Annotated in this window: 25 protein-coding genes and 1 riboswitch; of the genes, 13 read left to right on the top strand and 12 right to left on the bottom strand. The window is 60.4% G+C overall.

The genetic code is table 11. The annotated features are described in order from the left end of the window. The first annotated feature begins 94 nt into the window (after window positions 1–94). Entirely contained in the window at window positions 95–1348 is a 1254-nt protein-coding gene (ispG, locus tag AC2GXZ_RS24655) for a flavodoxin-dependent (E)-4-hydroxy-3-methylbut-2-enyl-diphosphate synthase (RefSeq protein WP_483761858.1), read from the top strand. A gap of 33 nt (window positions 1349–1381) precedes the next feature. Here the strand turns inward: ispG and AC2GXZ_RS24650 are convergent, their stop codons facing one another. Then, window positions 1382–1981, bottom strand: a complete 600-nt coding sequence (locus AC2GXZ_RS24650) for a TetR/AcrR family transcriptional regulator (RefSeq protein ID WP_483761857.1) — start codon at window positions 1979–1981, stop codon at window positions 1382–1384. A 74-nt stretch (window positions 1982–2055) separates the two neighbouring features. Between AC2GXZ_RS24650 and AC2GXZ_RS24645 the strand changes: the two genes are divergently transcribed. Both AC2GXZ_RS24645 and AC2GXZ_RS24640 read left to right on the top strand, forming a co-directional pair. Then, window positions 2056–2532, top strand: a complete 477-nt coding sequence (locus AC2GXZ_RS24645; RefSeq protein ID WP_483761856.1) for a cupin domain-containing protein — start codon at window positions 2056–2058, stop codon at window positions 2530–2532. 127 nt (window positions 2533–2659) lie between these two features. Next, a complete protein-coding gene (locus AC2GXZ_RS24640) occupies window positions 2660–3319 on the top strand; it encodes a YiaD family glycine zipper/OmpA-like lipoprotein (RefSeq protein WP_483761855.1) in 660 nt (219 codons plus the stop codon). 77 nt (window positions 3320–3396) lie between these two features. On the opposite strand, the gene AC2GXZ_RS24635 is transcribed toward AC2GXZ_RS24640, so the two are convergent. Then, window positions 3397–4038, bottom strand: a complete 642-nt coding sequence (locus AC2GXZ_RS24635; protein ID WP_483761854.1) for a LysE family translocator — start codon at window positions 4036–4038, stop codon at window positions 3397–3399. 38 nt (window positions 4039–4076) lie between these two features. Next, entirely contained in the window at window positions 4077–5000 is a 924-nt protein-coding gene (locus AC2GXZ_RS24630; protein ID WP_483761853.1) for a polyprenyl synthetase family protein, read from the bottom strand. A 202-nt stretch (window positions 5001–5202) separates the two neighbouring features. On the opposite strand from AC2GXZ_RS24630, the gene mtgA reads away from it, so the two are divergent. The 3 genes from mtgA to rpmF all read left to right on the top strand — a co-directional run bounded on the left by mtgA (window position 5203) and on the right by rpmF (window position 7010). Beyond that, window positions 5203–5904 carry a monofunctional biosynthetic peptidoglycan transglycosylase gene (gene mtgA / locus AC2GXZ_RS24625; protein ID WP_483761976.1) on the top strand — a complete coding sequence of 234 codons (702 nt, stop codon included), beginning with the start codon at window positions 5203–5205 and terminating at the stop codon, window positions 5902–5904. A 68-nt stretch (window positions 5905–5972) separates the two neighbouring features. Further along, window positions 5973–6632, top strand: coding sequence for a glutathione S-transferase family protein (locus tag AC2GXZ_RS24620; RefSeq protein WP_483761852.1), 660 nt, complete (start codon window positions 5973–5975; stop codon window positions 6630–6632). A 192-nt stretch (window positions 6633–6824) separates the two neighbouring features. Next, on the top strand, window positions 6825–7010 hold the full coding sequence (rpmF, locus tag AC2GXZ_RS24615; RefSeq protein WP_112458846.1) for a 50S ribosomal protein L32: 186 nt from the start codon (window positions 6825–6827) through the stop codon (window positions 7008–7010). 90 nt (window positions 7011–7100) lie between these two features. On the opposite strand, the gene phaR is transcribed toward rpmF, so the two are convergent. Continuing rightward, window positions 7101–7685, bottom strand: coding sequence for a polyhydroxyalkanoate synthesis repressor PhaR (gene phaR, locus AC2GXZ_RS24610; protein ID WP_483761851.1), 585 nt, complete (start codon window positions 7683–7685; stop codon window positions 7101–7103). Between the two features lie 224 nt (window positions 7686–7909). Here phaR and AC2GXZ_RS24605 point away from each other — a divergent pair, with 224 nt between their 5' ends. Both AC2GXZ_RS24605 and phbB read left to right on the top strand, forming a co-directional pair. Then, on the top strand, window positions 7910–9091 hold the full coding sequence (locus tag AC2GXZ_RS24605; RefSeq protein WP_483761850.1) for an acetyl-CoA C-acetyltransferase: 1182 nt from the start codon (window positions 7910–7912) through the stop codon (window positions 9089–9091). Window positions 9092–9127: 36 nt separating this feature from the next. Continuing rightward, complete coding sequence (gene phbB / locus AC2GXZ_RS24600; RefSeq protein WP_483761849.1) at window positions 9128–9856, top strand: acetoacetyl-CoA reductase; 729 nt, start codon at window positions 9128–9130, stop codon at window positions 9854–9856. A 225-nt stretch (window positions 9857–10081) separates the two neighbouring features. Here phbB and AC2GXZ_RS24595 read toward each other — a convergent pair whose 3' ends face one another. Further along, a complete protein-coding gene (locus AC2GXZ_RS24595; RefSeq protein ID WP_483761848.1) occupies window positions 10082–10336 on the bottom strand; it encodes a YMGG-like glycine zipper-containing protein in 255 nt (84 codons plus the stop codon). A gap of 32 nt (window positions 10337–10368) precedes the next feature. After that, a complete protein-coding gene (locus tag AC2GXZ_RS24590; RefSeq protein WP_483761847.1) occupies window positions 10369–10524 on the bottom strand; it encodes a DUF3309 family protein in 156 nt (51 codons plus the stop codon). A 519-nt stretch (window positions 10525–11043) separates the two neighbouring features. Here AC2GXZ_RS24590 and AC2GXZ_RS24585 point away from each other — a divergent pair. The 5 genes from AC2GXZ_RS24585 (at window position 11044) to AC2GXZ_RS24565 (ending at window position 17279) form a co-directional block, all read left to right on the top strand. Further along, complete coding sequence (locus tag AC2GXZ_RS24585; protein WP_483761975.1) at window positions 11044–14196, top strand: helicase-related protein; 3153 nt, start codon at window positions 11044–11046, stop codon at window positions 14194–14196. A 12-nt stretch (window positions 14197–14208) separates the two neighbouring features. Then, window positions 14209–14634: an RNA-binding S4 domain-containing protein gene (locus tag AC2GXZ_RS24580; protein ID WP_483761846.1), complete on the top strand. Its 426-nt coding sequence runs from the start codon at window positions 14209–14211 to the stop codon at window positions 14632–14634. Between the two features lie 187 nt (window positions 14635–14821). After that, entirely contained in the window at window positions 14822–15160 is a 339-nt protein-coding gene (fdxA, locus tag AC2GXZ_RS24575; protein ID WP_483761845.1) for a ferredoxin FdxA, read from the top strand. Between the two features lie 403 nt (window positions 15161–15563). Then, complete coding sequence (locus AC2GXZ_RS24570; protein ID WP_483761844.1) at window positions 15564–16139, top strand: CarD family transcriptional regulator; 576 nt, start codon at window positions 15564–15566, stop codon at window positions 16137–16139. A 276-nt stretch (window positions 16140–16415) separates the two neighbouring features. After that, window positions 16416–17279 (top strand): RNA polymerase factor sigma-32, encoded by an 864-nt coding sequence (locus AC2GXZ_RS24565; RefSeq protein ID WP_483761843.1) that lies wholly within the window; start codon window positions 16416–16418, stop codon window positions 17277–17279. A 127-nt stretch (window positions 17280–17406) separates the two neighbouring features. On the opposite strand, the gene AC2GXZ_RS24560 is transcribed toward AC2GXZ_RS24565, so the two are convergent. From AC2GXZ_RS24560 to AC2GXZ_RS24535, 6 genes are all read right to left on the bottom strand, one after another. After that, the gene (locus AC2GXZ_RS24560) at window positions 17407–18828 is read right to left on the bottom strand and encodes a M48 family metalloprotease (RefSeq protein WP_483761974.1); all 1422 of its coding nucleotides are present in this window, start codon (window positions 18826–18828) and stop codon (window positions 17407–17409) included. A 416-nt stretch (window positions 18829–19244) separates the two neighbouring features. Further along, entirely contained in the window at window positions 19245–19952 is a 708-nt protein-coding gene (locus AC2GXZ_RS24555) for a thiamine ABC transporter ATP-binding protein (RefSeq protein ID WP_483761842.1), read from the bottom strand. After that, the gene (locus AC2GXZ_RS24550) at window positions 19945–21588 is read right to left on the bottom strand and encodes a thiamine/thiamine pyrophosphate ABC transporter permease ThiP (RefSeq protein ID WP_483761841.1); all 1644 of its coding nucleotides are present in this window, start codon (window positions 21586–21588) and stop codon (window positions 19945–19947) included. Before AC2GXZ_RS24550 ends, AC2GXZ_RS24555 begins: the two co-directional genes overlap by 8 nt. A 21-nt stretch (window positions 21589–21609) precedes the next feature. Next, a complete protein-coding gene (gene thiB, locus AC2GXZ_RS24545; protein ID WP_483761840.1) occupies window positions 21610–22620 on the bottom strand; it encodes a thiamine ABC transporter substrate binding subunit in 1011 nt (336 codons plus the stop codon). A 40-nt stretch (window positions 22621–22660) separates the two neighbouring features. After that, a riboswitch (TPP riboswitch) is annotated at window positions 22661–22767 on the bottom strand. A gap of 99 nt (window positions 22768–22866) precedes the next feature. Next, window positions 22867–23262, bottom strand: a complete 396-nt coding sequence (locus tag AC2GXZ_RS24540) for a VOC family protein (protein WP_483761839.1) — start codon at window positions 23260–23262, stop codon at window positions 22867–22869. 101 nt (window positions 23263–23363) lie between these two features. Beyond that, window positions 23364–23816, bottom strand: a complete 453-nt coding sequence (locus tag AC2GXZ_RS24535) for a response regulator (protein WP_483761838.1) — start codon at window positions 23814–23816, stop codon at window positions 23364–23366. Window positions 23817–23915 lie beyond the last annotated feature (99 nt).

The following is a 23915-nucleotide window of genomic DNA, read 5'->3' as shown; positions in this document are numbered from 1 at the left end:
TCTGTCGCAAAACTGCCTCAGGTGGATGGTTGACAAGCGGCAATGCATACGCCACCTGAAATGCAACTCCGCTTGAAGGTACCGAGAAGCGACCATGACCTCACCGATTGACTTTGATCCCAAGCCGCGCCGTCAGACCGTTGCGGTCGATGTGGGTGGTGTCATTGTCGGTGGTGGTGCGCCGGTTGTCGTGCAGTCGATGACCAATACGGATACGGCCGATATCGACGGGACGGTGGCGCAGGTCGCGGCGCTCTACAAGTCCGGTTCGGAACTGGTGCGGATCACGGTGGATCGTGATGAAAGTGCCGCTGCCGTGCCGAAGATCCGCGAGCGCTTGCTTCGCCTCGGCATGGATGTGCCGCTGATCGGCGATTTCCATTATATCGGCCACAAGCTGCTTGCCGATCACCCGGCCTGCGCCGAAGCCTTGGCGAAATACCGCATCAATCCGGGCAATGTCGGCTTCAAGGACAAGAAGGACAAGCAGTTCGGCGACATCATCGAGATGGCGATCCGCTACGACAAGCCGGTGCGTATCGGCGTCAACTGGGGCTCGCTCGATCAGGATCTGCTGACGACGCTGATGGACCGTAATGCCGAGGCCGGTTCGCCGCTTTCTGCGCGTCAGGTCATGCATGAGGCGATCGTCCAGTCGGCGCTGATTTCCGCCGAGCTTGCCGAAAGTATCGGCCTGCCGCGCAACCGGATCATTTTGTCGGCCAAGGTCAGCCAGGTGCAGGACCTGATCGCCTGTTATTCGATGCTGGCCGAACGCTCCAACCATGCGCTGCATCTGGGCCTGACCGAGGCCGGCATGGGGTCGAAGGGCATCGTCGCTTCGTCGGCTGCCATGGGTTACGTGCTGCAGCACGGGATCGGCGATACGATCCGCGTGTCCCTGACGCCGGAGCCGAATGGCGATCGGACGAAAGAAGTGCAGGTGGCCCAGGAAATCCTGCAGGTCATGGGTTTTCGCCAGTTCATTCCGGTGGTTGCCGCGTGTCCGGGCTGCGGTCGCACGACGTCTACCGTGTTCCAGGAACTCGCCCAGAAGATCCAGGCCGATATCCGCAAGAACATGCCGGTCTGGCGGGAAAAATATCCGGGCGTGGAAGCGCTCAACGTCGCGGTGATGGGCTGCATCGTCAACGGGCCGGGCGAAAGCAAACATGCCGATATCGGCATTTCGCTGCCGGGCACGGGCGAAACGCCGTCCGCCCCGATCTTCATCGACGGCAAGAAGGCGATGACGCTGAAAGGCCCGAATATCGCCGGCGATTTCGAAAAGCTCGTCATCGACTATATCGAAAACCGTTTCGGCCAGAACCGGACGGCCGCCGAATAATCCCCATTATCGGTTTGTCCGAGGGTGGAGGCGTCAGGCCTCCGCCAGCGCCTTTGCGAGCATTGCCTGGGCCGACCAGCGCACGACCTTTTCCGCCCTTTCGATATCCATGGCGCAGACATCGCGCAGCACGACGATTGCCTCGATGCCGGTGAGCAGCGACAGGCCGGCGAGCAGATCGTCGTAGGCCGGTTTCGATAACTTGGCCTCGATCGGCTGCAAGGCTTCGGCGAGCCATGGCAGACGGCGGCCGGTGCGGGGGATCCGGTCATTGGTGGCGGCTGCCGCCAGAAAGGCGCGAAAGACGCTTTCGTTTTCCGCCACCATCCGAAAAATCTGGCCGACCATGTCGTCGAGACGCTGTTCGACCGTGCCGCCTTTGGCGATCTCTTCCGACAGATGCACCTGTTCCGCCACCGCATCCAGCGCCGCCTCGCGCAGCATGTCGTCCGGCTTGGAGAAATAGCGATAGGCGGTGGCGCGGGAAATTCCCGATGCATCGGCCACGTCTGCCACCGAAAAGGACACGCCTTCCTTGATCATCTTGCGGGCGGTTCTCAGAAGTTCGGTTCGCGTTCTCTTCTTCTGGTTGATTCTTTCGAACTTGGTTTCGCGTAATACTTGACCGGTCATCGCATTTCCTTTATGAGAAATTCGTCTCATTAAGAGGCGATCGTATCACAAATCCAGAAGAGGACAAGACGACGATGACCGCAAAGGTCAATTCCCACGACCAAGGACCGATGACGGTCCATTTTCTCGGCAACCTGCTGACCTTCCATATCCGCAGTGCGGTGACGGGTGACAAGTTCACCCTGATCGAGAACCGCACGGCACCGGGTCAAGGCGCGCCGATGCACCGGCAGGCGGATGACGAGGCCTTTTATGTGCTGGAAGGCCAGTACGAGTTCTTTCTCGATGGTGCCTGGCATCTGAAGGGACCGGGCGAAGCCCTGCATATCGTGCCCGGCACGGTGCATGCTTTCCGCAACCCCGGAAAAACCGATGCGCGGATGCTGATCATCAACTCGCCGGGCAGCGCGCATGAGGCGTTTTTCGTCGATGTCGGCGAGAAGACCGCGCTTCACCAGACAAGCTTTCCGCCGATGACGGCGCCGGACGTGCCGGCCATCGTTGCCAGCGGTTTGCGCAACCAGATCGAAATCCTGCCGCCCGCTGCATGACGGCGATTGCGGATGATGCCGGATCCCCGTTGGTGGCCAACGACGGGGAGAAAGCACAAGCTTTCCTCGTTTTGCCGTATTTTGTGGTAAATGGAGATCATCTCAGACGACGGGGAAAACGATTCGAATGATCAAGAAGTTCGCATTGGTTGCGCTGTGCGCCACCTATCTTTCCGCCTGCACCACGACCGATCCCTATACGGGCGAGCAGAAGGTTTCCAACACGGCTGGCGGCGCTGCCATCGGTGCCGGTCTCGGCGCGGTCGGCGGTCTTCTGATCGGCGGCGGCAACAAGGGCCGCAATGCCCTGATCGGTGCTGCGATCGGCGGTCTCGCCGGCGGCGCGATCGGCAATTACATGGACCGGCAGGAAGCCGAGCTTCGCCAGCAGTTGCAGGGAACCGGCGTTTCGGTGACCCGCCAGGGCGACCGCATCATCCTCAACATGCCGTCGAACGTCACTTTCGCGACCGACCAGGATCAGGTGATCCCGCCATTCTACGCGACGCTCGATTCGGTTGCGATCGTGCTCAACAAGTTCGGCAAGACCTATATCGACGTCAACGGTCACACCGATTCGACCGGCAGCGCACAGCATAACCAGGGTCTGTCGGAGCGCCGCGCCGCTTCGGTTGCCAACTATCTCGGCGGTCGTGGTGTCGACCAACGCCGCATGTCGACGATGGGCTTCGGTTCGTCGCAGCCGCTTGCGACGAATGCAACGCCGGATGGTCGCGCCCAGAACCGTCGCGTCGAAGTGGCGATCGCACCGATCGAACAGAAGTAATCAGACATTCATCAGCTGCACGACAGCCCCGTGCGCCTATCCGGTGCGCGGGGCTGTCGTGTTTTGCGGATGTGAAGTCAGATGCGGCTGGTCAGCAGCTTTATGCCGGCAAGCGAATAGAATATGGCCATCGTCGCTTCGATCCAGCGCCGCGCGGCGCGGTAGATGCGCAGGGCATGCCGTGTCGAGAAAAGGACGGCATAACCGGTAAAGATGGTCAGGCTCGAGGCGCTGAATATCGAAACGATCAAGGCCACGGCAGAAGGCGGCGCATTGGCCGGCAAGCCGAGCGAAATGACCGCCAGCCAGCCGAAGATCGCCTTCGGATTGGTGATGTGGATACCATAACCGCGCAGCCAGAGCTGGCCTGCCGTCTGCTGCGCCTTCGCCTCGTTGAATGCAATGTCGCCATCCGGCCTGCGGGCCGATTTATAGGCCTTCCAAGCGAGGTAGATGAGGTAGAGGCCGCCGAGGATCTTGATGATTTCCAGCGCCACCGCATAGGTGCGCAGCAGGGCAGCAAGGCCGAGCGCCGCCGCGCAGGCCCAGGTCAGCGAGCCGCAGAAAACGCCGAGCGCGATCAGCAGGCCGGCGCGGCGGCCTTGCGAGATCGCTGTCGTCATGATGGCCAGATTGGCGGGGCCGGGGCTCAGGACAGTGATCAGATAGGCCATGTAGGCTGGCCAGATATAGGGCAGGTAGGTCGAAATATCCGGCATGGGTCCCCCTCGCGACTTTCGGGGTTTGCTGCCCGAATTCAGCTCTTCCGGTTGGCGACGAAACGTGCGGCCTGCTGCAGAATGCCAGCCTTTTCGCCATAAGGCGAGAGCAGCGAAACGGCTTCGCCGGTCAGCATGTCGAGCTGCTTTTCCGCCCATTCGACGCCATGCAGGCCGACCAGCGTGCCCTTGCCGCGACCGGCATCCTTGCCGGCGGCCTTGCCGAGCGTTGCGGCATCGGAGGTGACGTCGAGCAGGTCGTCTGCCAGCTGGAAGGCAAGGCCGATCTTTTCACCGAAGGCACGCAGGCGCTGGCGTTCGTCATCGGTTGCACCGGCAATGACCGGGCCTGCCTCGCAGGCGAACCGCAGCAGCGCGCCGGTCTTCATCGCCTGAAGCCTGCGGATGCCCGCTTCATCCGGGGCTGTCTTTTCGGCGGCCAGGTCAAGCGCCTGTCCACCAGCCATGCCACCGACGCCGGCAGCACGGGCGAGCATCAGTGTCAGCTTAATCCTGTTTTCCGCCGGAAGTGCAGTTTCCGGGGCAGCGATGATATCGAAAGCATAGGTGAGCAGGCTGTCGCCGGCGAGGATGGCGGTCGCCTCGTCGAAAGCCTTATGGACGGTCGGCTGGCCGCGGCGCAGGTCGTCATCGTCCATGGCCGGAAGGTCGTCATGGATCAGCGAATAACAATGCAGGCATTCAAGCGCGGCGCCGATGCGCATCGCCACCTGGCGATGATCGCCGAACAGCGCAGCACTTTCGATCACGAGAAAGGGGCGTAACCGCTTGCCGCCATTCAACGTGCCGTGGCGCATGGCCGAAAGCAGGTTTTCCGGCCGGGCGATCTCGTCCTGCAGTGATGCGGGAGACAGAAGCTGCATCAGCAGCGCTTCCGTTTCGACGGCGCTCTGTTTCAGTCGGGTCTCGAAAGACGTCGGCTCGGTGCTTGCTGTGCTCATGTGCCGCTGTCTTGCATGCCAGCCAAGCGCTGGCAACGGGATTCACCGCCCTGACAGGAAGTTTTGGCCCACAGGAAGTTTTGGAGCCAGACTCGTCTTAAGGCGTTAGAGTGGCTAAGAAAGATGGGGCAAGGGGAACCTGCAATTGGATATGACGCCGGAGCGAAGAGCCGAGGAACTGGCCGAGGAAGAGGAACCCGCCATGCCGCGCCGGCAAAAAGCGGGATCGCTTTCGCATATTGTTCGACGTGTCATGCTGGTGCTCGCAGTCCTGCTGGTCCTGCCCTATCTGCTGATCCCCGTTTACGCGCTGCCCTTCACCCGACCGGTATCGACGCTGATGCTGTCGGAACTGTTCCTGCTGCGCGGTTATGACCGGCGCTGGGTGGATCTCGACGAGATATCCCCCAATCTGGTGCGGGCGGTGATGATGTCGGAGGACGGGCAGTTCTGTTCGCATAACGGTGTGGACTGGCGGCAGATGCGCGGCGTCATGCAGGATGCGCTGGATGGCGAGGCAACCCGCGGCGCCAGCACGATCTCGATGCAGACGGCGAAAAACCTGTTCCTGTGGAACGGCCGGTTTTTCGTGCGCAAAATTCTCGAACTGCCGCTGGCGATAGCCGCAGATACGGTCTGGTCGAAGCGGCGGATGATGGAGATCTATCTCAATGTCGCCGAATGGGGGCCGGGCATTTACGGCGTGGAGGCGGCGTCGCAGCATTATTTCAAGACCAGTGCGGCAAGGCTCAGCGCCAGTCAGGCGTCGCTGCTTGCCGTGGCGCTGCCCAATCCGTTTACCCGTATCGCCAGCAAGCCGGGGCGCGGCATGCGTCGGCTGGCGGCGATCATCGACCGGCGGGCGCGCAATTCCGGCGAGTATATCAAATGCATTTATGGGTAGGTTCCAGCCTATTCATTGGAGCGAAGCGCCCGATGCCTGTAGCGTGAACTCGACATGCGGAGGCTTTGATGAGCGAACTCACACTCTATATCGGCAACAAGAACTATTCATCCTGGTCGTTCCGGCCGTGGATCGCGGTGACGGCGGCGGGTGTCGCGTTCCGCGAAGTGCTGATCCCCTTCGACGATAACGGCGGAAATCCGAAATTCCGCGAGATTTCTCCGACAGGTCGGGTGCCGGCGCTGCACCATGGCGAACTCCGCGTCTGGGAATCGCTTTCGATCATCGAATATATCGCCGAGCTTTTTCCGGACAAGGCGATCTGGCCGAAGGCTGCCGCCGACCGCGCCGTGGCGCGTTCGGTCTCGATGGAAATACTGTCGGGCTTCCGGGCATTGCGCAATGCCTGCCCGATGAACATCCGCCGGCCAAAGGGCAGGCTCGATCTGCCAGGGGACGTGCAGGCGGGCATCGATGCCGACGTCAAGCGCATTTCAGCGATCTGGACCGAACTGACGGTGCGCTCGGGCGGTCCCTATCTCTTCGGCGCATTCTCGGCGGCTGACGCAATGTTTGCGCCGGTCGTCAATCGTTTCGAGGCCTATGATCTGGTGTCCGACGAGGCGGTGCTTGCCTATATGGCGGCGATGAAGGCGCATCCGGCATGGAAGGCGTGGGAGACGGCGGCACTTGCCGAGACGTGGATCGTGCCCGCAGACGAGGCCTAGATATCACGCCTTCTGTTTTCCGCAGTTTCTCACCCAAACTGAAATTCTCGCTGGACGTGAAAAAATCAGTTTGGGGACTGGTCAAAGCCCTGGGCCACATGTATAAGCCAGCCAAATTTCCGAGATCGAGACGTGATGGGTTCGGCCTCACTTGGCCGGATAATTACGTTTGCACGAAGTGGAGTAACGAAAATGGCAGTACCGAAGAGAAAAGTTAGCCGGTCCAAGCGCGGTATGCGCCGCTCCGCCGACGCGCTGGCCACCCCGACATTCGTCGAGGACAAGAATTCCGGCGAACTTCGCCGTCCGCACCATATCGACCTGAAGACCGGCATGTATCGCGGTCGCCAGGTTCTGACGCCGAAGGAAAGCGCATAAGCGTTTTCGTTTGAGTGCATGCTTTAAAGGCCGGTTTTTCCGGCCTTTTTTGTTGCGCGCTTGTTGCCCTGTTTCGGATGCCCGTTCTTCTCAGGCGCCGAGATTGTCCAGTCTGCTCTGCAGGTTGCGCAACTGTTCCTTCAGTTCGTCGATGTCGCGTGCCTCCGCTTTTTTCGGCTGGGGGCCTTCGGCCGGCGTGGCGGCAAAGGGGACGAACATCTGCATCGCCTGGCGGAACATGTCGGTGTTGCGGCGCACCTGATCCTCCATCATCTGCATCGGCGTCTGCAGGTTCTTGCCGAGCGGCGTTTCACCGAACGCGCGGGTCATCTGCTCGCGCATCTGCACCTGCTGTTCGGTGAAGGCATGCATCGACTGTTCCAGAAAGGTCGGTACGACCATCTGCATCTGGTCGCCGTAAAACGAGATCAGCTGGCGCAGGAACGATACCGGAAGCAGCGTGTTACCAGTCTTCGATTCCTGTTCGAAGATGATCTGGGTCAGTACCGCATGGGTAATGTCCTCGCCGGTCTTGGCGTCCTGCACGGAAAACTGCTCACCCTTCTTCACCATCTTGGCGAGATCCTCCAGGGTCACATAGGTGCTGGTGCCGGTATTGTAGAGCCGCCGATTGGCGTATTTCTTGATGATCGTTTCGCCTTCGGCTTTTGCCATGGCTTTGCCTCCCTAAAGCATAGAATTTATGTTTTTTGAGCAGATGCCCAACCTTCTCCCATCGGAAATGTAAGCTCAAAACATTCAAATAGACAATGTTTTTGTGCGCCGCGACGAAGATCTTGTTGCGCAGCAAATAGTCGATAACGGCGCGGTCGCCGCGTCCATTTGACACTGCAGCGAAGCTTTGCCAGTGTCCGACCAAACAATGCCGGAGGAAACCCATGCCCAATCCTGCCATCGTCATCGCGTCGGCCGGCCGTACCGCCGTCGGCGCGTTTAACGGTGCTTTCGCCAATGTCGCCGCCCACGAACTCGGTGCCGCGGCGATTGCCGGCGCGCTTGATCGTGCCGGCGTCGATGCTGCCGAAGTCGATGAGGTGATCCTCGGGCAGGTGCTGCCGGCCGGCGAGGGGCAGAACCCGGCGCGGCAGGCGGCGATGAAGGCGGGCGTGCCGAAAGAGGCAACCGGCTGGGGTGTCAACCAGCTCTGCGGTTCGGGCCTTCGTGCAGTGGCACTCGGCATGCAGCAGATCGCCATGGGCGATGCGAGGATCATTGTTGCCGGCGGCCAGGAATCGATGTCGATGGCGCCGCATTGCGCGCATCTGCGCGGCGGGGTGAAGATGGGCGACTTCAAGATGATCGACACGATGATCAAGGACGGCCTGACCGATGCCTTTTACGGTTATCACATGGGCATCACCGCCGAAAACATCGCCCGCCAGTGGCAATTGTCGCGGGAGGAACAGGATGCCTATGCGGTTTCCTCGCAGAACAAGGCGGCGGCGGCCCAGGAGGCCGGCCGGTTCAGCGACGAGATCCTGCCCTTCGTGATCAAGGGCAGAAAGGCCGACGTGACGGTCGATCAGGACGAATATATCCGGGCGGGCGCCACGCTCGAGGCTTTGGCAAGGCTTCGGCCTGCCTTCGACAAGGACGGCACGGTGACGGCCGGCAATGCGTCCGGCATCAATGACGGTGCTGCTGCCGTCGTGCTGATGAGCGAGGATGAAGCCCGGCGCCGGGGCATAGAGCCGCTGGCCCGCATCGCATCATGGGCGACGGCCGGCGTCGATCCGCAGATCATGGGGACCGGGCCAATTCCGGCATCCCGAAAGGCGCTCGACAAGGCCGGCTGGACGGTCGGTGATCTCGATCTCATCGAGGCGAACGAGGCATTTGCGGCACAGAGCTGCGCCATCACCCGCGAACTCGGCCTCAATCCTGACATCGTCAACGTCAATGGCGGTGCGATCGCCATCGGTCATCCGATCGGTGCATCGGGCGCACGCATTCTCAACACGCTGCTGTTCGAGATGAAACGACGCGGGGCCGCCAGGGGACTGGCGACGTTGTGCATAGGCGGCGGCATGGGTGTTGCCATGTGCCTGGAACGTCCGTAAGTCGATCGTGGCGGCTTATTAGTGATAGGAGAAGTGATGGGGCGGGTTGCACTCGTTTCCGGCGGAACGCGCGGAATTGGCGCGGCGATCTGCGTGGCGCTCGCCAAAGCGGGATATGCGGTTGCCGCGAGCTATCACGGCAACGAGGAAAGAGCCGCGGGCTTCAACCAGTCTACCGGCATTCCGGTCTTCCGGTGGGATGTGTCGGATTACAGTGCCTGCGAGGCAGGGATTGCCCGGGTTGAGAAGGAGCTCGGTCCGATCGACATACTGGTCAACAATGCCGGGATCAGCCGCGACGGCATGTTCCACAAAATGACGCTTGCACAGTGGAATGACGTGATCGGCACCAATCTCAACGGCCTGTTCAACATGACCCATCCGGTCTGGCCGGGAATGCGCGAGCGCGGTTTCGGGCGGATCATCAACATCTCCTCGATCAACGGACAGAAGGGGCAACTGGGCCAGGTCAATTATTCCGCATCGAAGGCGGGAGACCTCGGATTTACCAGGGCGCTGGCGCTGGAAGGAGCTTCGCGCAACATCACGGTCAACGCGATCTGCCCGGGTTATACGGAAACCGACATGGTGCGGGCCATTCCTACTCCGGTGCTGGAGGAAAAGATTCTGCCGCAGATTCCGGTCGGACGGCTTGGAACGCCAGAGGAAATCGCCCGTTGCGTGCTGTTTCTGGCGTCCGACGATGCCGGCTTCATCACCGGCTCGACGCTCAGCGCCAATGGCGGCCAGCATATCGGTGGGTGAAAACGTTAACGGACGGAGCTTTCGTAACGTTTGGCCAAATCTCGCCTATGGTTAAATATTGATTAAATAACAATATCTTGCGGGAAACAAACCGTGAAAGCTGCGATGTCGCCGATTCGTCAGCTGTTCGTTCTGCTTATGATCAAATCTGAGGTGAAACCCGCAAAGGTTAAGACCGGCGTCGATTTCTCGACGCCGGTCCTGACTTGAACATATCTTCCGCGCTTAGCGGCAGCGGGCTTCGTAGGTGCGGCCGTAGCGGTCGCGATAGACGCAATAGCCCCTGTGCTTCTGGGATTCACCGATAGCCGCGCCGACCAGACCGCCGCCGACTGCACCGATGGCTGCGCCACCCCAGCTATTGGTGACTGCGCCGCCGATGACTGCGCCGGATGCTGCACCAATGGCCGTCCCCTTTTCGGTGGACGTGCACGATGCGAGTGCGCCGACGAGTGCGGCCATCAGAATGATCTTCTTCATGTTTCGGTTTCCTTCCCTTCCACGTTGACCGATCAGATCCTGCCCATCAGGAGCAGGATGATGATGATAAGAACGACAAGCCCCAATCCTCCCGAGGGACCATAACCCCAGTTTCGGCTGTGGCCCCAGCTCGGCAGAGCGCCGATCAGCATCAGGATGAGTATAATAAGCAGTATCGTTCCGAGCATTGTCTATCTCCACTTCCCTGAAGGCGGGATGAATTTCGCGGTCAAAACGTGGCGGTGGAACTTTTGTTCCATGTGTTGGTGAATGCGAATTTCACTCTGTGTTACGGGATGTTAACGGGAAAGGTTAAATGCGGCCGAACATCGGAGGCATCAGCCGGCGGAAATCGGTCGACATTCAGACTGAATAGAAACGCCCGTTGACTCTTTAGGGCAAACGAGTCCCGCAGCGAATCCCGGTGTCACCCATGTGGATTGCTGCCGGACCACAAGATATTGTGTCCATGCGCCTGTGGTTGGCCGTATATTGTGAGAACAGAGCGTGAATCGGCGGAGTCTTCGATTCGTCGCTGATTCGTTCGCATCTGTTCCAGAGTGGTATTTCACCATCGGGTTTTCGATCGGTTGGTCCTGTTTTTCCTTGCGTTTGCCGTGCCGCGTCGCCATGTGTTGCAAGACTTCCGAGGCGGCAAGCCTGGCAAGTGATTTAGGACGCGGAACTTCGCTTTGAATTCTCAGCCCATGATTTTCAGCGGGCGCGGCGTGACTGCCGTGCTCGGGCCAACCAATACCGGCAAAACCCATTACGCGATCGAACGCATGGTGGCGCATGGATCAGGCGTGATCGGCCTGCCGCTCCGGCTGTTGGCGCGCGAGGTCTATACGCGGCTGGTGGAAAAGGTCGGGCATCATAATGTCGCGCTGATTACCGGCGAGGAAAAGATCACGCCGCATATGGCGCGCTATTCGGTCTGTACCGTGGAAGCTATGCCGCGCGAGACAAAGGCGTCCTTCGTTGCCATCGACGAGGTGCAGCTTGCCGGCGACCTGGAGCGCGGCCACATTTTCACTGACCGCATTCTCCACCTGCGTGGGCGCGACGAGACGCTGCTGCTTGGTGCGGGCACGATGCGGCCGATCCTGGAAAGTCTTCTGCCGGGGATCACGATCATCGAGCGTCCGCGGCTGTCGCAGCTTTTTTATGCCGGCCAGAAAAAGATCACCCGCCTGCCGCAGCGCACCGCGATCGTGGCGTTTTCCGCCGACGAGGTTTATGCGATCGCCGAACTGATCCGCCGCCAGCGGGGAGGTGCTGCCGTCGTGCTCGGCGCGCTCAGCCCGCGCACCCGCAATGCCCAGGTCGGTCTCTATCAGGAAGGCGATGTCGAATATCTGGTGGCCACCGATGCGATCGGCATGGGCCTCAATCTCGATGTCGACCATGTCGCCTTTGCTCAGGACCGCAAGTTCGACGGTTACCAGTTCCGCAATCTCAATGCCGGCGAACTTGGGCAGATCGCCGGGCGTGCCGGGCGGCACCTGCGCGACGGCACATTCGGGGTGACGGGACAGGTGGCGCCTTTCGACGACGAATTGGTGGAACGGATCGAGAGCCATCAGTTCGACAACGTCAAGGTGCTGCAGTGGCGATCCAAAAACCTGAATTTTGCCTCGCTTCAGGACCTGCGCAACAGCCTCGATGTCGCGCCAACCGTCCGGGGGCTGACCCGCGCCCTGCCGGCGACCGACAGCCAGGCGTTCGATCATCTTTCGCGTTATGCGGAAGTGCGTGATATCGCCAACACCGCGGAACGGGTCGAGAAGCTTTGGGATGCCTGTGCATTGCCGGATTATCGCAGAATAGCGCCGGCGCAGCATGCGGACCTTATTTCGACGCTTTTCTTCGATCTTGTGCGCAACGGTACGGTGAATGCCGACTTCATGGCGGAGCAGGTTCGCCGGGCTGACCGTACCGATGGCGAAATCGACACTCTATCTGCCCGAATCGCGCAGATCAGGACGTGGACCTATGTCTCCAACCGGCCCGGTTGGCTTGCCGATCCGACACACTGGCAAGAAAAGACACGGGAAATAGAGGATAGGTTGTCGGACGCGCTACATGAAAGGTTGACGAAACGCTTTGTTGATCGCAGGACATCTGTGCTCATGAAGCGCCTAAGAGAGAATGCGATGCTGGAAGCTGAAATCAGTGTGAATGGCGATGTTTTTGTCGAAGGACATCACGTCGGACAGTTGGCGGGTTTCCGCTTTACCCCGGTCTCCGGGACAGAAGGACCGGATGCCAAGGCTGTCCAGGCCGCGTCGCAAAAGGCGCTAGCGCTCGAGTTCGAAGCGCGCGCCGCACGGCTATACGCGTCCGGCAATAACGATCTTGCCGTCGGATCCGACGGTTTCGTACGCTGGCTCGGCGATCCGGTCGGACGTCTGGCCGCAAGCGAACATGTCATGCGTCCGCGCGTCATCCTGCTGTCGGACGAGCAGTTGACCGGCAATGCCCGCGAACATGTGGCGGCGCGCATCGAGCGCTTCGTCAATCATCATATCGCAACGGTGCTGAAGCCGCTCGACGACCTGTCGCGTGCCGAAGACCTGCAGGGTCTTGCCAAGGGGCTGGCTTTCCAGCTCGTCGAAAATCTCGGCGTCCTGTTCCGTCGCGACGTGTCGGAAGACGTAAAATCGCTCGATCAGGATGCGCGTGCCTCGATGCGTCGCTACGGCATCCGTTTCGGCGCCTATCACGTGTTCATGCCTGCGCTGCTGAAACCGGCTCCAGCCGAGCTCATCACGCTGCTCTGGGCGCTGAAGAACGACGGTCTCGACAAGCCGGGTTACGGCGATCTCATTCCGGCACTTGCGGCAGGCCGCACGTCGGTTGTCGCCGATCCGTCCTTCGAGCGGATGTTCTACAAGCTGGCCGGTTTCCGTTTCCTCGGCAAGCGTGCCGTGCGCGTCGACATTCTCGAGCGTCTTGCCGATCTCATCCGTCCGCTTTTGCAGTGGAAGGCGGGCAGCCCGCGCCCTGAAGGCGCTTATGACGGCCGCCGTTTCACAACGACGACGGCGATGCTCTCTATTCTCGGCGCAACGCCAGACGATATGGAAGAGATCCTCAAGGGTCTCGGTTACCGCGCAGATTCGGTTACGGCGGAAGAGGCGCAGGCCTATCTCGCCGGTTCTGATGGCGCAGCAGCACCGGCCGCTGCCGAAGCCGTGACGGCTGACGCTGCGGTGGTCGAGGCACCCGCCGAAGATGCGACGGGTGACGACGCTGTTGAACCTGCATCCGCAGAGGCTGCCGTTGATGCGGCCCCGGCCGAGATTTCGGAAGAAGCCGCTACAGAACCTGCAGTCGAGGCTGTTGCCGAGGTGGCGGCTGTTGAAGCCACCGAAGTGCCGGTTGCCGTCGAAGGCGAGCAGCCTGCCGAAGCCGAGGAGCCGAAGCCCGTTCTTCTGTGGCGTCCGGGCGGTGGTCGCGAAAATAACCAGCGCGGCGCACGTCCGAATGGCGATCGCCGTGGTGGACAGGGTGACCGGGGCGAACGTGGTGGCCAGCGCAATGCCGGTGGCGAGAATGCGCCGCAGGGCCGTCGTGACAACCGCCGCGGCGGTGAGCGCGGCGATCAGGAAAAGCGCGAGGGTCACGGACAGGGCCGCGATCGCGACCGCAACAACAATGGGCGCGGCGACAAGCGCCCGTCCGGTGATCGTCCTTTCCGCGGCGAGCGCAACGACAATGGACCACGTCCGGAGCGTGGTGCAAAAAACAATCAGCCGGCGCGTTTCGAAGCCAAGCCACCGCGCAAGGAAAAGCCGCTCGATCCGGATTCTCCTTTCGCCAAACTCGCTGCTCTCAAGGAGCAGATGAAGAAATAAGACCTTTTGCCAATGACAGAAAAGCCACAAGCAGAAACGCGACAACGGATCGACAAGTGGCTTTTCTTCACCCGCATGGTGAAGTCGCGATCATTGGCACAAGGGCTGCTGAATTCCGGGCACGTCAAAGTGAACGGCACTTCCATCCGTCAGCCGAGCTTTCAGCTGAAGCCCGGCGACAGGATCGAGATGGCGCTGGAACGGCGCGACATCATTCTGATGGTCAAATCCTGCGGCGAGCGGCGCGGCCCTTACGAAGAAGCCAAGCTTCTCTACGAGGATCTTACGCCGCCGAAGGAAGTAACAGATCGGCTGACGGCGCTGGAGCAGGCGCTTAGGGCGAAGGGTAGCGGTCGCCCCACCAAGAAAGAGCGGCGCGAGACCGACAGGCTTGTCCCCGATGCGGGTGGCTTCGACGCCGAGTATCGCGAGGATTAGAAAAACTGCCTTCCGACAGGGCTTTTTGGAAAAGCTTTATTCTTGCTAAGCCGCAATAAAGGCTTTACCTCACTGTCCCGAAAGTCGAACGAGTGCGGCTGCGAAGAACGGTCCGCAAGCTTCGGCTTCGGGCTGCTGGATCCCCTCCCAAACCACTGCCCTCGATCCCGCATCTTTGGAGTACCGCATGACGTATGTCGTGACAGACAATTGTATTCGCTGCAAATACACCGATTGCGTGGAAGTCTGCCCGGTGGATTGCTTCTATGAGGGCGAGAATTTTCTCGCAATCAATCCGGACGAGTGCATCGATTGCGGTGTCTGCGAGCCCGAATGTCCCGCCGAGGCGATCAAGCCCGATACCGAGCCGGGGCTGGACAAGTGGCTGGCGCTGAATGCCGAATTCTCGCAGATCTGGCCGAATATCACGATCAAGCGTGATGCGATGGATGGCGCCAAGGAAGTCGACGGCGAGACGGGCAAATACGAGAAATATTTCTCCGCGGAACCCGGCAAGGGAGACTGAGGCTGGGCGGCTGCGGCGCCGGCTCGACACGCTGTCGCAGCGTCTCATCACCGGTTGCCGCTTTGCTAGGCATTCGGCTATTCTGTTGCTCTGCGGACTCGGCAAACCAAATTATTGATTTCCGCACTTTTTTGTGGTAGAGAAGAGACACTGTTCCACAAGGCGGCACTCGCGTGCCCAAAAAACATCACGAAAGCAACAGATCAATCACACGCGCTCTCCGTGACATAACAGCGTTTCATGTTGTCGGTCTCAGCTCAGCGATGGGGTTTGTTTTTTCGCGCGCGTTTAGTCGGACCAGTATGGAGTGACCCGACGGTTTCCCCCGTCTCATCCGGGCCTGACAGACCCGGTTTCCCCCCGACCCAGATGATGGGTGAGTAGAAGGGAGTTTTTTAAACGAATGACGACTCAGCAGAAAAAGAATTCCCCGGCACGCCAGGGCTTCAAGACCGGCGAATCGATCGTCTATCCCGCCCATGGCGTTGGTACGATCACTGCCATTGAAGAGCAAGAAGTTGCTGGCATGAAGCTTGAGCTTTTTGTAATCGACTTCGAAAAAGACAAGATGCGCCTGAAAGTGCCGGTTACCAAGGCCGTTACGATCGGCATGCGCAAGCTGTCGGAAACCGATTTCGTCGAGCGTGCTCTCAAGGTCGTCCAGGGCAAGGCTCGCGTCAAGCGTACGATGTGGTCACGCCGCGCACAGGAATATGATGCGAAGATCAATTCAGGTGATCTGATCTCCATCGCGGAAGTGGTTCGCGACCTGTATCGCGCCGAGAACCAGCCAGAACAGTCCTATTCCGAGCGCCAGCTTTATGAAGCTGCTCTCGACCGCATGGCCCGCGAAATCGCTGCCGTCAACAAGATGTCCGAAACCGAAGCCGTGCGTCTTGTCGAAGTCAACCTCGCCAAGGGTCCGAAGCGCGGCAAGGCTGTCGAAGAAGACGAAGCTCAGGAAGATGAAGCGGCGTAAGCCATTCAGCATGATTACAAAAAACCCGGCCTTGCGCCGGGTTTTTTTATTGGAACTTTTTCCAAGCTGTCGCGTTAACCCGCCGGAACGGCGAATTGAGTGCTGCGTAAAGCTGATCTCGGTTCCCGTCTGAACCGCTGGCAACCCGAATCCGGGGGCCATAGAACAGGGGGCGAAGGCAGCAATCCGAAACCAAGTTGGCATCATCGATGGCTGCTCGTTTTCCGGTCCTCTCGCTGTTTTTTCGTCGGATCAGAACCGTTGACGGAGAAGACGATGACAGCCATGTCCGCAGACCGCACCATGATCAAGATCGCGATGTCGGCTCCCTATCTCGCCAGAGAAGAGGAGCGGGATCTCGCCATCCGCTGGAAGGACGGCCAGGATCAAAACGCCCGCAACCAGATCGCACTTGCCCATATGCGGCTTGTTATCGCCATGGCATCCAAGTTCCGCGGTTTCGGACTGCCGATGAGCGACCTCGTACAAGAAGGTTATGTAGGGCTGCTCGAAGCGGCGGCAAGGTTCGAGCCTGCCCGCGACGTACGTTTTTCAACCTATGCTAGCTGGTGGATCCGCGCCTCCATGCAGGATTACATTCTGCGCAACTGGTCGATCGTCCGCGGTGGTACGAGTTCCGCACAGAAGGCACTGTTCTTCAACCTGCGCCGTCTTCGCGCAAAGCTTGCCCGCGGCGATTCCAATCTGACCGCGCGTGCCATCCATGAAGAAATCGCAGCCGCCATCGGCGTCAGCGTATCCGATGTGCAGACAATGGATGCCCGTCTTTCGGCCAATGACGCTTCGCTGCAGGCGCCGACGATTGCCGGCGACGCAGATAGCGGCGAGCGTCTGGACATGCTGGAAAGCGGCGAGCCGCTGCCCGACGAGCAGGTGTCCGGCATGATCGACGGCGAACGCCGGCTGAAATGGCTGCAAGGCGCCCTGACCAAGCTCAATGATCGCGAGAAGAAGATCATCCGCGCACGTCGTCTCACCGACGATGGCGCTACTCTCGAAGCGCTCGGTACCGAGCTTGGCATTTCCAAGGAACGGGTGCGTCAGATCGAAAGCCGGGCCATCGAAAAGCTGAAGTCGGCGCTGGTTCTGGCCAATCCGCAGATGGCCGCCGCTTGCTGATGATATGACGGCGCGCGGGGGGGAGCCTTCCAGGCCCGACTACCGCGCGTCTTTTCCATGTTTCAGTCTATGGCGTAGAACGGTTGCGCATGTTTCATGCAGTCCCGTTCAAGGCACATTGATCCCGTCATTCGGCGATGATCTTGACCTTCTGGCCGGGCGATACCGTCGCGCCGGCCGGCATTGCATTGAGAAGCTTGAAAAGGTCGAGCTTGCGGTCGGTTCCCATCATCCGACCTGCGAGCGAGGCGAGCGTGTCGCTCGGGCCGACGGTCAGGACGCGGATACGAAGCGGCTTCAGCGAGGCGATTTCCTGCGGCGTCATCCGGCGGAAGCTGTTGCGCAGCGTGTCGGCTGTTGTTTCAAGCGTGCCGCTGTCCTTCGGCACCGCCGTCAGGAAACGGAAGATCTGGTCTCCGACGCGCACGACGGTCACATCGAAATCCCAGCGCTCGGCCGAGGCGCGAGCGGTGGCGGCAGGAAGACCGTTGACGGTCGCCTCCTTGACCGTTTCCGGCTGCAGGCCGGCCACCCAGCCGCTTGTCAGGTAGTTCGTCAGGCTGTTGTTGTCGCCGGCTGCGACGCCGTCGAAGCGGATCGCCGCCTCGCCAGGGCCGGTTGCCAGAACCGCCTCGACCTTGTTGTCGATCCGGAAGTCCGGAGGTACATCGAAGCGGATGCCGAGACCGCCATGCATGAAGGTCTGGCCGCGGACATACCCTTCCTGCGGGCTGTCGCCGTAAAGAAGCCCGTCAATCCCGGCGAGATAATAATCGCGGCCGCGATCGCCTACCTGGCCCTCGATGCCGAAGGCGCGGGCATGGCGGCGTGCGAGATCGACGCGCTGGGCGGAATTCGGGTGACTGGAAAGAAAGTCGAGGCTCTGGTCGTTGTCCGGATCAACGGCGGAATAACGCGCATAGGCCGCCATGGAATCGAGGAAGCGTGCCGCTGCATAGGGATCGTAGCCGGCTTCACCGAGCATGCGCACGCCGATGACATCCGCCTGCAATTCCTGCTGGCGCGAAAAGGCGGCGAGCCGCAGCTTGCCGCGGGCAAGGGCCTGTTTACCGGCGAGATCGCTGGACAGGACTTCGGCGACGACGCGGCTGGCAATCACTTCGGCCTCTTCGCGCTTCTGGCGCTCGATACCGTGATTGGCGGTGACGTGGCCCATTTCGTGCGACAGGACGGCGGCAACCTCGGATGCATCGTTGGCGAGCGCCAAAAGGCCGCGGGTGACGTAGAGATAACCACCCGGCAGGGCGAAGGCGTTGATCGCCGGGGAATTCAGGATGGTGATACGGAAGGACTGGCTCGGATTTTCCGAGACGGCAGTCAGCGCGCCGGCGATGCGCGCGACAAGACGCTCGGTCTTGGCATCGTGGTATTCGCCGCCGTAGCTCGCGACGATCCGCGGATGTTCTCGAGCGCCCATCTGGGCACGCGGATCATTTTTCTGGACCTCGTCGACGGTCTGCGGATTGTCCGAGGGCGAGACGTTCGGCGTATAGGCCTGATCGAAAATCGACTGGCAGCCGTAGAGCATCGACGTAACAAAGCACAACGCCGCTGCGGAGCGGATTACGCGGGCACGTTGCCAAGGGCCTTGCCGCCTTGCATGGTCCGTCTTTACCGTCTTCGCCTGCACCATCATCTCCGGAATTACGCTTCGGCGTCCTGCCGTCGCGCTCAAAGCGTGTCGCGACCCTGGGAGCTCGCTCGTTACGCCTTAAGTCTTTGTTTCACAGCATATCGTGAAAAACCGTTAAACAGTTCTATCCGACTTGCCTAAGTCTCGTTTTCCGCCTGCCGTCGCTTACCGTCTTTTGCGCCAGCTGCACAGATATTCCTAAATGAATATGTATCGCCTACTGTGTCTGAAAAGAAAAATACGTCAAACGCCGATGGCATCCGCCCACGTCCAAATTGTGGCATTCGGTCAGCACGGTTGATGACAGGCGTTCATGAAGCGCCAGACTGCGGTGCGGCTGCCGGACCGAAACGGGAGAGATAGTCGACGACGCGTAGTTGCGAGACGGCCCGACCGTGCTCGACCAGCAACACGGCATCCGCAAGCCTTTCGACTTCGCCCCGATCATGGGTGACGATCACCACCGTGTTTTTCGTCTCGCGATGCAGATCCAGCAGGAGTTCGGTCATCTGAAGGCGAAGAGCGGCATCAAGCGAGGCAAAGGGTTCGTCGAGAATAAGCACAGGCTTTTTTCTCACCAGCGCCCGGGCAAAGGCTGCTCTCTGCTTTTCGCCGCCCGACAGGGAGCCCGGCAAACGTTTGCCGAAGCCGCCAAGGCCGACGCGGGTCAGGGCCTGCTCGACACGGTCCCTGTCTTCAACAGACAGCTTCATCGAAGGATTGATGCCGAGCGCGACATTGGTGAAGATATCGAGATGGGCAAACAGGTTGTGATCCTGGAAGACGACCGAGACCGGCCGTTCCGACGGATGGCTTACGGTATAGTCGCGGCCTTCGATGACGATGCTCCCTGATTGCGGGGTGTCGAAGCCGCTGAGCAGATTGAGCAAAGTCGATTTGCCCGCACCCGAAGGGCCGGCAATGGCGGTGATCAATCCTTTGCCGATCGAGCAATCAAAGCTGAAACCGGTTGTTCCGAGCTTCAGGCTCACGCGATCAAGCACGATACCGTCATCCATGATGTGGCTCCCTCCGCCCCTCGCGTGAGCCGGCGGTGCCAAGGATCGTCAATGCAAGGCAGACGATACCGAGGATCAGCGCCAGCCCGTCCGCGTCGTTGGTCCTGTAGCTCGATAACGTGCTGTAGACCAGCCAGGGCAAGGTGACGAGCTCGCTGGAGCCGAACAGTGCCACGGCGCCGAGGTCGCCGAGCGACAGGGCCATGGCGAAGGAGAGGGCGGTCAATGTCGGCTTCAGCAGAACAGGCAGGTCGATCAGTCGCCATTTGGCCGGGCCGGTGATCCCGAGTGCTGCCGACAGGCGGGCCGTCTGCCGACCGTGATCATCAAGTGCTGGCTGCAGGACGCGGATAGTGAAGGGCAGTGCCATCATCGCATTGACGGCCGCGACCAGATACGGCGCCAGGCCGGCGAGGGTGCTGCCCGTCAGTCCCCAATGCCGAAGAGTAAGAAACCAGCCTGTGCCCAGAATGATTGGCGGGATGACGAGGACGAGCGACGCCATACCGGCGAGCGATAACGACAGGGCTCTTGCGGCCAATGAGGGGTCTTGCCGGTCCCCGATGGCCTGCCGTGCGGTGACGATGGCAAACGATGCGGCAACGGCGAGGAAAGCCGCGACAAGCGCGATGACGATGCTGGTCGCGGCAGCGCGCAGGAAGAGCGGGCCGGAAAGGAGTTTTATCAGATCGGCATGAATGCCGGCGGCGAGCACCGACATCAACGGTGCGGCGACAAAAAGGGAGGCTGCGGCAATCACCACGCTATCCCATAGTCGGGCGCTGGCGGATCGCCCGTCGAGCCGCTGTGCCCTGCGGCCGGCTGTTCGCAGCGTTTCGGTCGGCGCTGGCAGGAGCGCGATCAGTCCGATGACGGCCGTGGTGACGGCGATCTGCAGGAAAGCCAGCGCGATGGCGCGGGGCGGATCAAAATCGAAGCGCAGCGCCTGATAGATCGCCACTTCGAGCGTCGTTGCCGCAGGGCCGCCGCCAAGCACGAGGACGAGGGTGAAGCTGGTGGCGCAGAGCATGAAAACCAGGCCGGCAGCGCCCGGCACTACGCGCTGCAAGGTCGGCCATTCGATGAGGCGGAAGATCGATAGCGGCTTCATCCCAAGGCTTGCCGACAGCAGCCAGTATTCAGCCGGCAATCGTTCGAGCACGGCCAGCAGCAGCCGGGTTGCGAGCGGGATGTTGAAGAAAGTGTGAGCCAGAAGAATGCCGGAAAGGCCGTAAACGCTGATCGGTTGGTCGAGGCCGGCGGTAGTGAGCCAGCTATTGAGCGTGCCCTGCCTGCCCCAGACGCCGAGAAGGCCAAGCGCGCCGACCAGTGCCGGCAGCCCCATCGGCAGTGCCATCAGGCGCAGGATCCAGATGCGACCGGCAAAGCGCGGGCGCCGCGCCAGCGCCAGTGCCACCGGAATGGCCAGCAAAACTGAAAGCAGCGTCGAAAGCCCCGCCTGCCAGAGGGTGAACCGCAGGATGCGCCAGGTATAGGCGGTGAAAAGCCGGTCCACCGACTGGTCGCCATCCCAGGCCAGCAACGCGACGATCGCGGTGCCGACGAACAGGGCAACGGCGAAAAGCGCGGTCAGACCCGCGCCAATGCTTCGTCGTCGCTCTTTCCTCGTCAGCAAATGCAAGCCCTGCCGTCCGGATCAGTTCTTGCTCATGGCAGTCAGCCATTCGTCGATCCAGGCCTTGCGGTTTTTTGCCACCTCGTCGGAGCCGATCAGCAGCGTTCTCTCCGGCTGGACCAGCTTGCCGAACGCATCGGGAAGCGGCTTCGACGGTGTGGCGACAGGCATCATCCAGTTGGTGGTGGGAATAATGTCCTGTGCTGCCGGCGACATGAGGAAGGCGAGGAAACTTCTCGCCAGATCCTTGTCCCTGGCATTCTTCAGGATGCCGGCGACTTCGATCTGGATGTAATGACCATCGGAAAAGGCTGCGGCCTGATAACGATCGCTGTTTTCCTCGACCATGTGATAGGCGGGCGACGTGTTGTAGGACAGAACCATCGGCACTTCGCCCTTGGTGAACAGGCCATAGGCCTCCGACCAGCCGGGAGTAACGGTCAGGACCCGGTTCTTGAGCTTCGCCCAGGCTTCCGGGGCCTTGTCGCCATACACGGCCTTGACCCAGAGCAGCAGGCCCAGGCCCGGTGTCGACGTGCGCGGGTCTTCGATGACGATCTTCTGGGAAGCGTCGCCGTCGACGAGGTCCTTCAGGCTCTTCGGCGGCGTCTTGACTGCCTGAGTATCGTAGACGACGGCGAAGTGGCCGTAGTCGTAAGGGATGAAAGTGTCGTCTGCGTAATTGCCCGGCACCTTGACGGCGCTGACATCGACGCCTGCGGGCTGGAAAAGGCCGGTCGCCTTGGCTTCCGTGATCAGGCTGGTGTCGAGGCCGAGTGCGATATCAGCATCGGAACCGGCGCCTTCGAGCTTCAGGCGGGTGAGCAGCGCCACGCCATCGGTGACGCCGACGAAATTGACGGTGCAGGCGCAGGTCTTTTCGAACTCGGCCTTGATCTTCGGGCCGGGACCCCAGTCGGAGATGAAGCTTTCATAGGTGTAGACGGTCAGCGTCTTTTGCTGAGCCTCAGCGGCAAAGGGAGCAAAAGCCGCGGCTGCGGCCGCCAGAAGAAAAGTCGAAATCCTGCGCATCAGCGCCTCCTCTCAAAAAACGAAATGGGGAATAGGCGCTGGTGATGAGCCGTCTAATCCCTCCGCCGGTGTTAACCGGATCAGGTTCCGCGGGTTGACCGTAAGGTCTCTCAGCCCTGCTGACGCAGGGCACCCCGTTAGAGCGTGCAAAGATGTAACGGCCTCTCTTCAAACTGGCAAGGGGGGTCGGTAAGAGGGGCCGGGAAGAGGGGCCGGCATAGGCTTCGATGAAGCTATGCGGGAATGTCAGGTGGCCGACATGTCCATGTACATGATCTCCCAGACATGCCCGTCGGGGTCCTGGAAACTACAGCCGTACATTGGGCCCATTTCCAGATTTGGCTTCCATTCGAAACCGCCGGCGGCAAGCGCCTTCCGCTTGAAGCTGTCTACTTCGTCGCGGTCCGATGCGGTGAGGCAGGTGAGCACTTCCGTCGCCTTTTTTGCATCGGAAATCTCGCCATTGATAAAGCCCTTGAACTTCTCATGGGTCAGCAGCATCACATAGATCTGCTCGCTGACGACCATGCAGCTTGCCGTATGGTCGGAAAAATCGGGGTTCTTGGTGAAGCCAAGCGCCGTATAAAAGGTCGTCGAGGCTTGAAGATCTGCCACCGGCAGGTTGACGAAAATCATCCGCATTCAGTTTTCCTCCATCCCGATCCGGCGCCTTCAGCGGCGCCGTCTCCTCAAAGACGGAAGATGCTGCAGTAATCCGACACGTCCATGCCGAATTTTTAATTTCAGTGATCGTTGCTCTTAAAAACCTTCAGTTCGCGCGGTACCACCGCCATCCCGCCCAGCCGGTTGGCGATCGCGTAGTCGACGGTCTTTTCGACCACGTCAGGCATGACCGGCTTGGTCAAAACGCCAAGCGCGCCTTGCACTCCGTCGGCAATATCTTCCGGGTTGGCAGTCATGAAAACGACCGTCAGACCATATTCTTCCGCAAGGATCCTGCCGATTTCCGGTCCGGTGCGGCCGTCCGTCAGGTTGACGTCGACAAGGGCGATATCGGCATAGGGTGCAAGTGCCAGCGCGTGCTTGCGGGCGCTGGCAAAGCCGACGACCTTCAATCCCATCTGCTCGATTGTGTCGGCGACATCAAGGGCGATCAGAAACTCGTCCTCGATGATCATAACGCGCTGGTTCATTGCCTCACTGGCCTGCCGACGACGTGATACATTTGTCAGCATTGCACATCTCCACGCTTCAACTCGGTTCAACTCAAGTCCGGCGGTTGCCAAATTTTGCAACCGAACTGACTACCGAACGTCGGGAGCGGCAGATTGTTC

It is taken from the genome of Aliirhizobium sp. YIM B11859 (assembly GCF_057163345.1).
This window is presented reverse-complemented; position numbering and strand designations above follow the sequence as displayed.

Coding starts and splice junctions, on each gene's coding strand:
- AC2GXZ_RS24595 (WP_483761848.1), bottom strand. CDS start 10,336: ATGAAGAAGATCATTCTGATGGCCGCACTCGTCGGCGCACTCGCATCG.
- phbB (WP_483761849.1), top strand. CDS start 9,128: ATGGGGCGGGTTGCACTCGTTTCCGGCGGAACGCGCGGAATTGGCGCG.
- AC2GXZ_RS24630 (WP_483761853.1), bottom strand. CDS start 5,000: ATGAGCACAGCAAGCACCGAGCCGACGTCTTTCGAGACCCGACTGAAA.
- AC2GXZ_RS24560 (WP_483761974.1), bottom strand. CDS start 18,828: ATGCTCTACGGCTGCCAGTCGATTTTCGATCAGGCCTATACGCCGAAC.
- AC2GXZ_RS24620 (WP_483761852.1), top strand. CDS start 5,973: ATGAGCGAACTCACACTCTATATCGGCAACAAGAACTATTCATCCTGG.
- AC2GXZ_RS24580 (WP_483761846.1), top strand. CDS start 14,209: ATGACAGAAAAGCCACAAGCAGAAACGCGACAACGGATCGACAAGTGG.
- AC2GXZ_RS24640 (WP_483761855.1), top strand. CDS start 2,660: ATGATCAAGAAGTTCGCATTGGTTGCGCTGTGCGCCACCTATCTTTCC.
- ispG (WP_483761858.1), top strand. CDS start 95: ATGACCTCACCGATTGACTTTGATCCCAAGCCGCGCCGTCAGACCGTT.
- phaR (WP_483761851.1), bottom strand. CDS start 7,685: ATGGCAAAAGCCGAAGGCGAAACGATCATCAAGAAATACGCCAATCGG.
- AC2GXZ_RS24570 (WP_483761844.1), top strand. CDS start 15,564: ATGACGACTCAGCAGAAAAAGAATTCCCCGGCACGCCAGGGCTTCAAG.
- AC2GXZ_RS24540 (WP_483761839.1), bottom strand. CDS start 23,262: ATGCGGATGATTTTCGTCAACCTGCCGGTGGCAGATCTTCAAGCCTCG.
- AC2GXZ_RS24590 (WP_483761847.1), bottom strand. CDS start 10,524: ATGCTCGGAACGATACTGCTTATTATACTCATCCTGATGCTGATCGGC.
- thiB (WP_483761840.1), bottom strand. CDS start 22,620: ATGCGCAGGATTTCGACTTTTCTTCTGGCGGCCGCAGCCGCGGCTTTT.
- AC2GXZ_RS24555 (WP_483761842.1), bottom strand. CDS start 19,952: ATGGATGACGGTATCGTGCTTGATCGCGTGAGCCTGAAGCTCGGAACA.
- AC2GXZ_RS24565 (WP_483761843.1), top strand. CDS start 16,416: ATGACAGCCATGTCCGCAGACCGCACCATGATCAAGATCGCGATGTCG.
- mtgA (WP_483761976.1), top strand. CDS start 5,203: ATGCCGCGCCGGCAAAAAGCGGGATCGCTTTCGCATATTGTTCGACGT.
- AC2GXZ_RS24650 (WP_483761857.1), bottom strand. CDS start 1,981: ATGACCGGTCAAGTATTACGCGAAACCAAGTTCGAAAGAATCAACCAG.
- AC2GXZ_RS24635 (WP_483761854.1), bottom strand. CDS start 4,038: ATGCCGGATATTTCGACCTACCTGCCCTATATCTGGCCAGCCTACATG.
- AC2GXZ_RS24605 (WP_483761850.1), top strand. CDS start 7,910: ATGCCCAATCCTGCCATCGTCATCGCGTCGGCCGGCCGTACCGCCGTC.
- AC2GXZ_RS24585 (WP_483761975.1), top strand. CDS start 11,044: ATGATTTTCAGCGGGCGCGGCGTGACTGCCGTGCTCGGGCCAACCAAT.
- fdxA (WP_483761845.1), top strand. CDS start 14,822: ATGACGTATGTCGTGACAGACAATTGTATTCGCTGCAAATACACCGAT.
- AC2GXZ_RS24645 (WP_483761856.1), top strand. CDS start 2,056: ATGACCGCAAAGGTCAATTCCCACGACCAAGGACCGATGACGGTCCAT.
- AC2GXZ_RS24535 (WP_483761838.1), bottom strand. CDS start 23,816: ATGCTGACAAATGTATCACGTCGTCGGCAGGCCAGTGAGGCAATGAAC.
- rpmF (WP_112458846.1), top strand. CDS start 6,825: ATGGCAGTACCGAAGAGAAAAGTTAGCCGGTCCAAGCGCGGTATGCGC.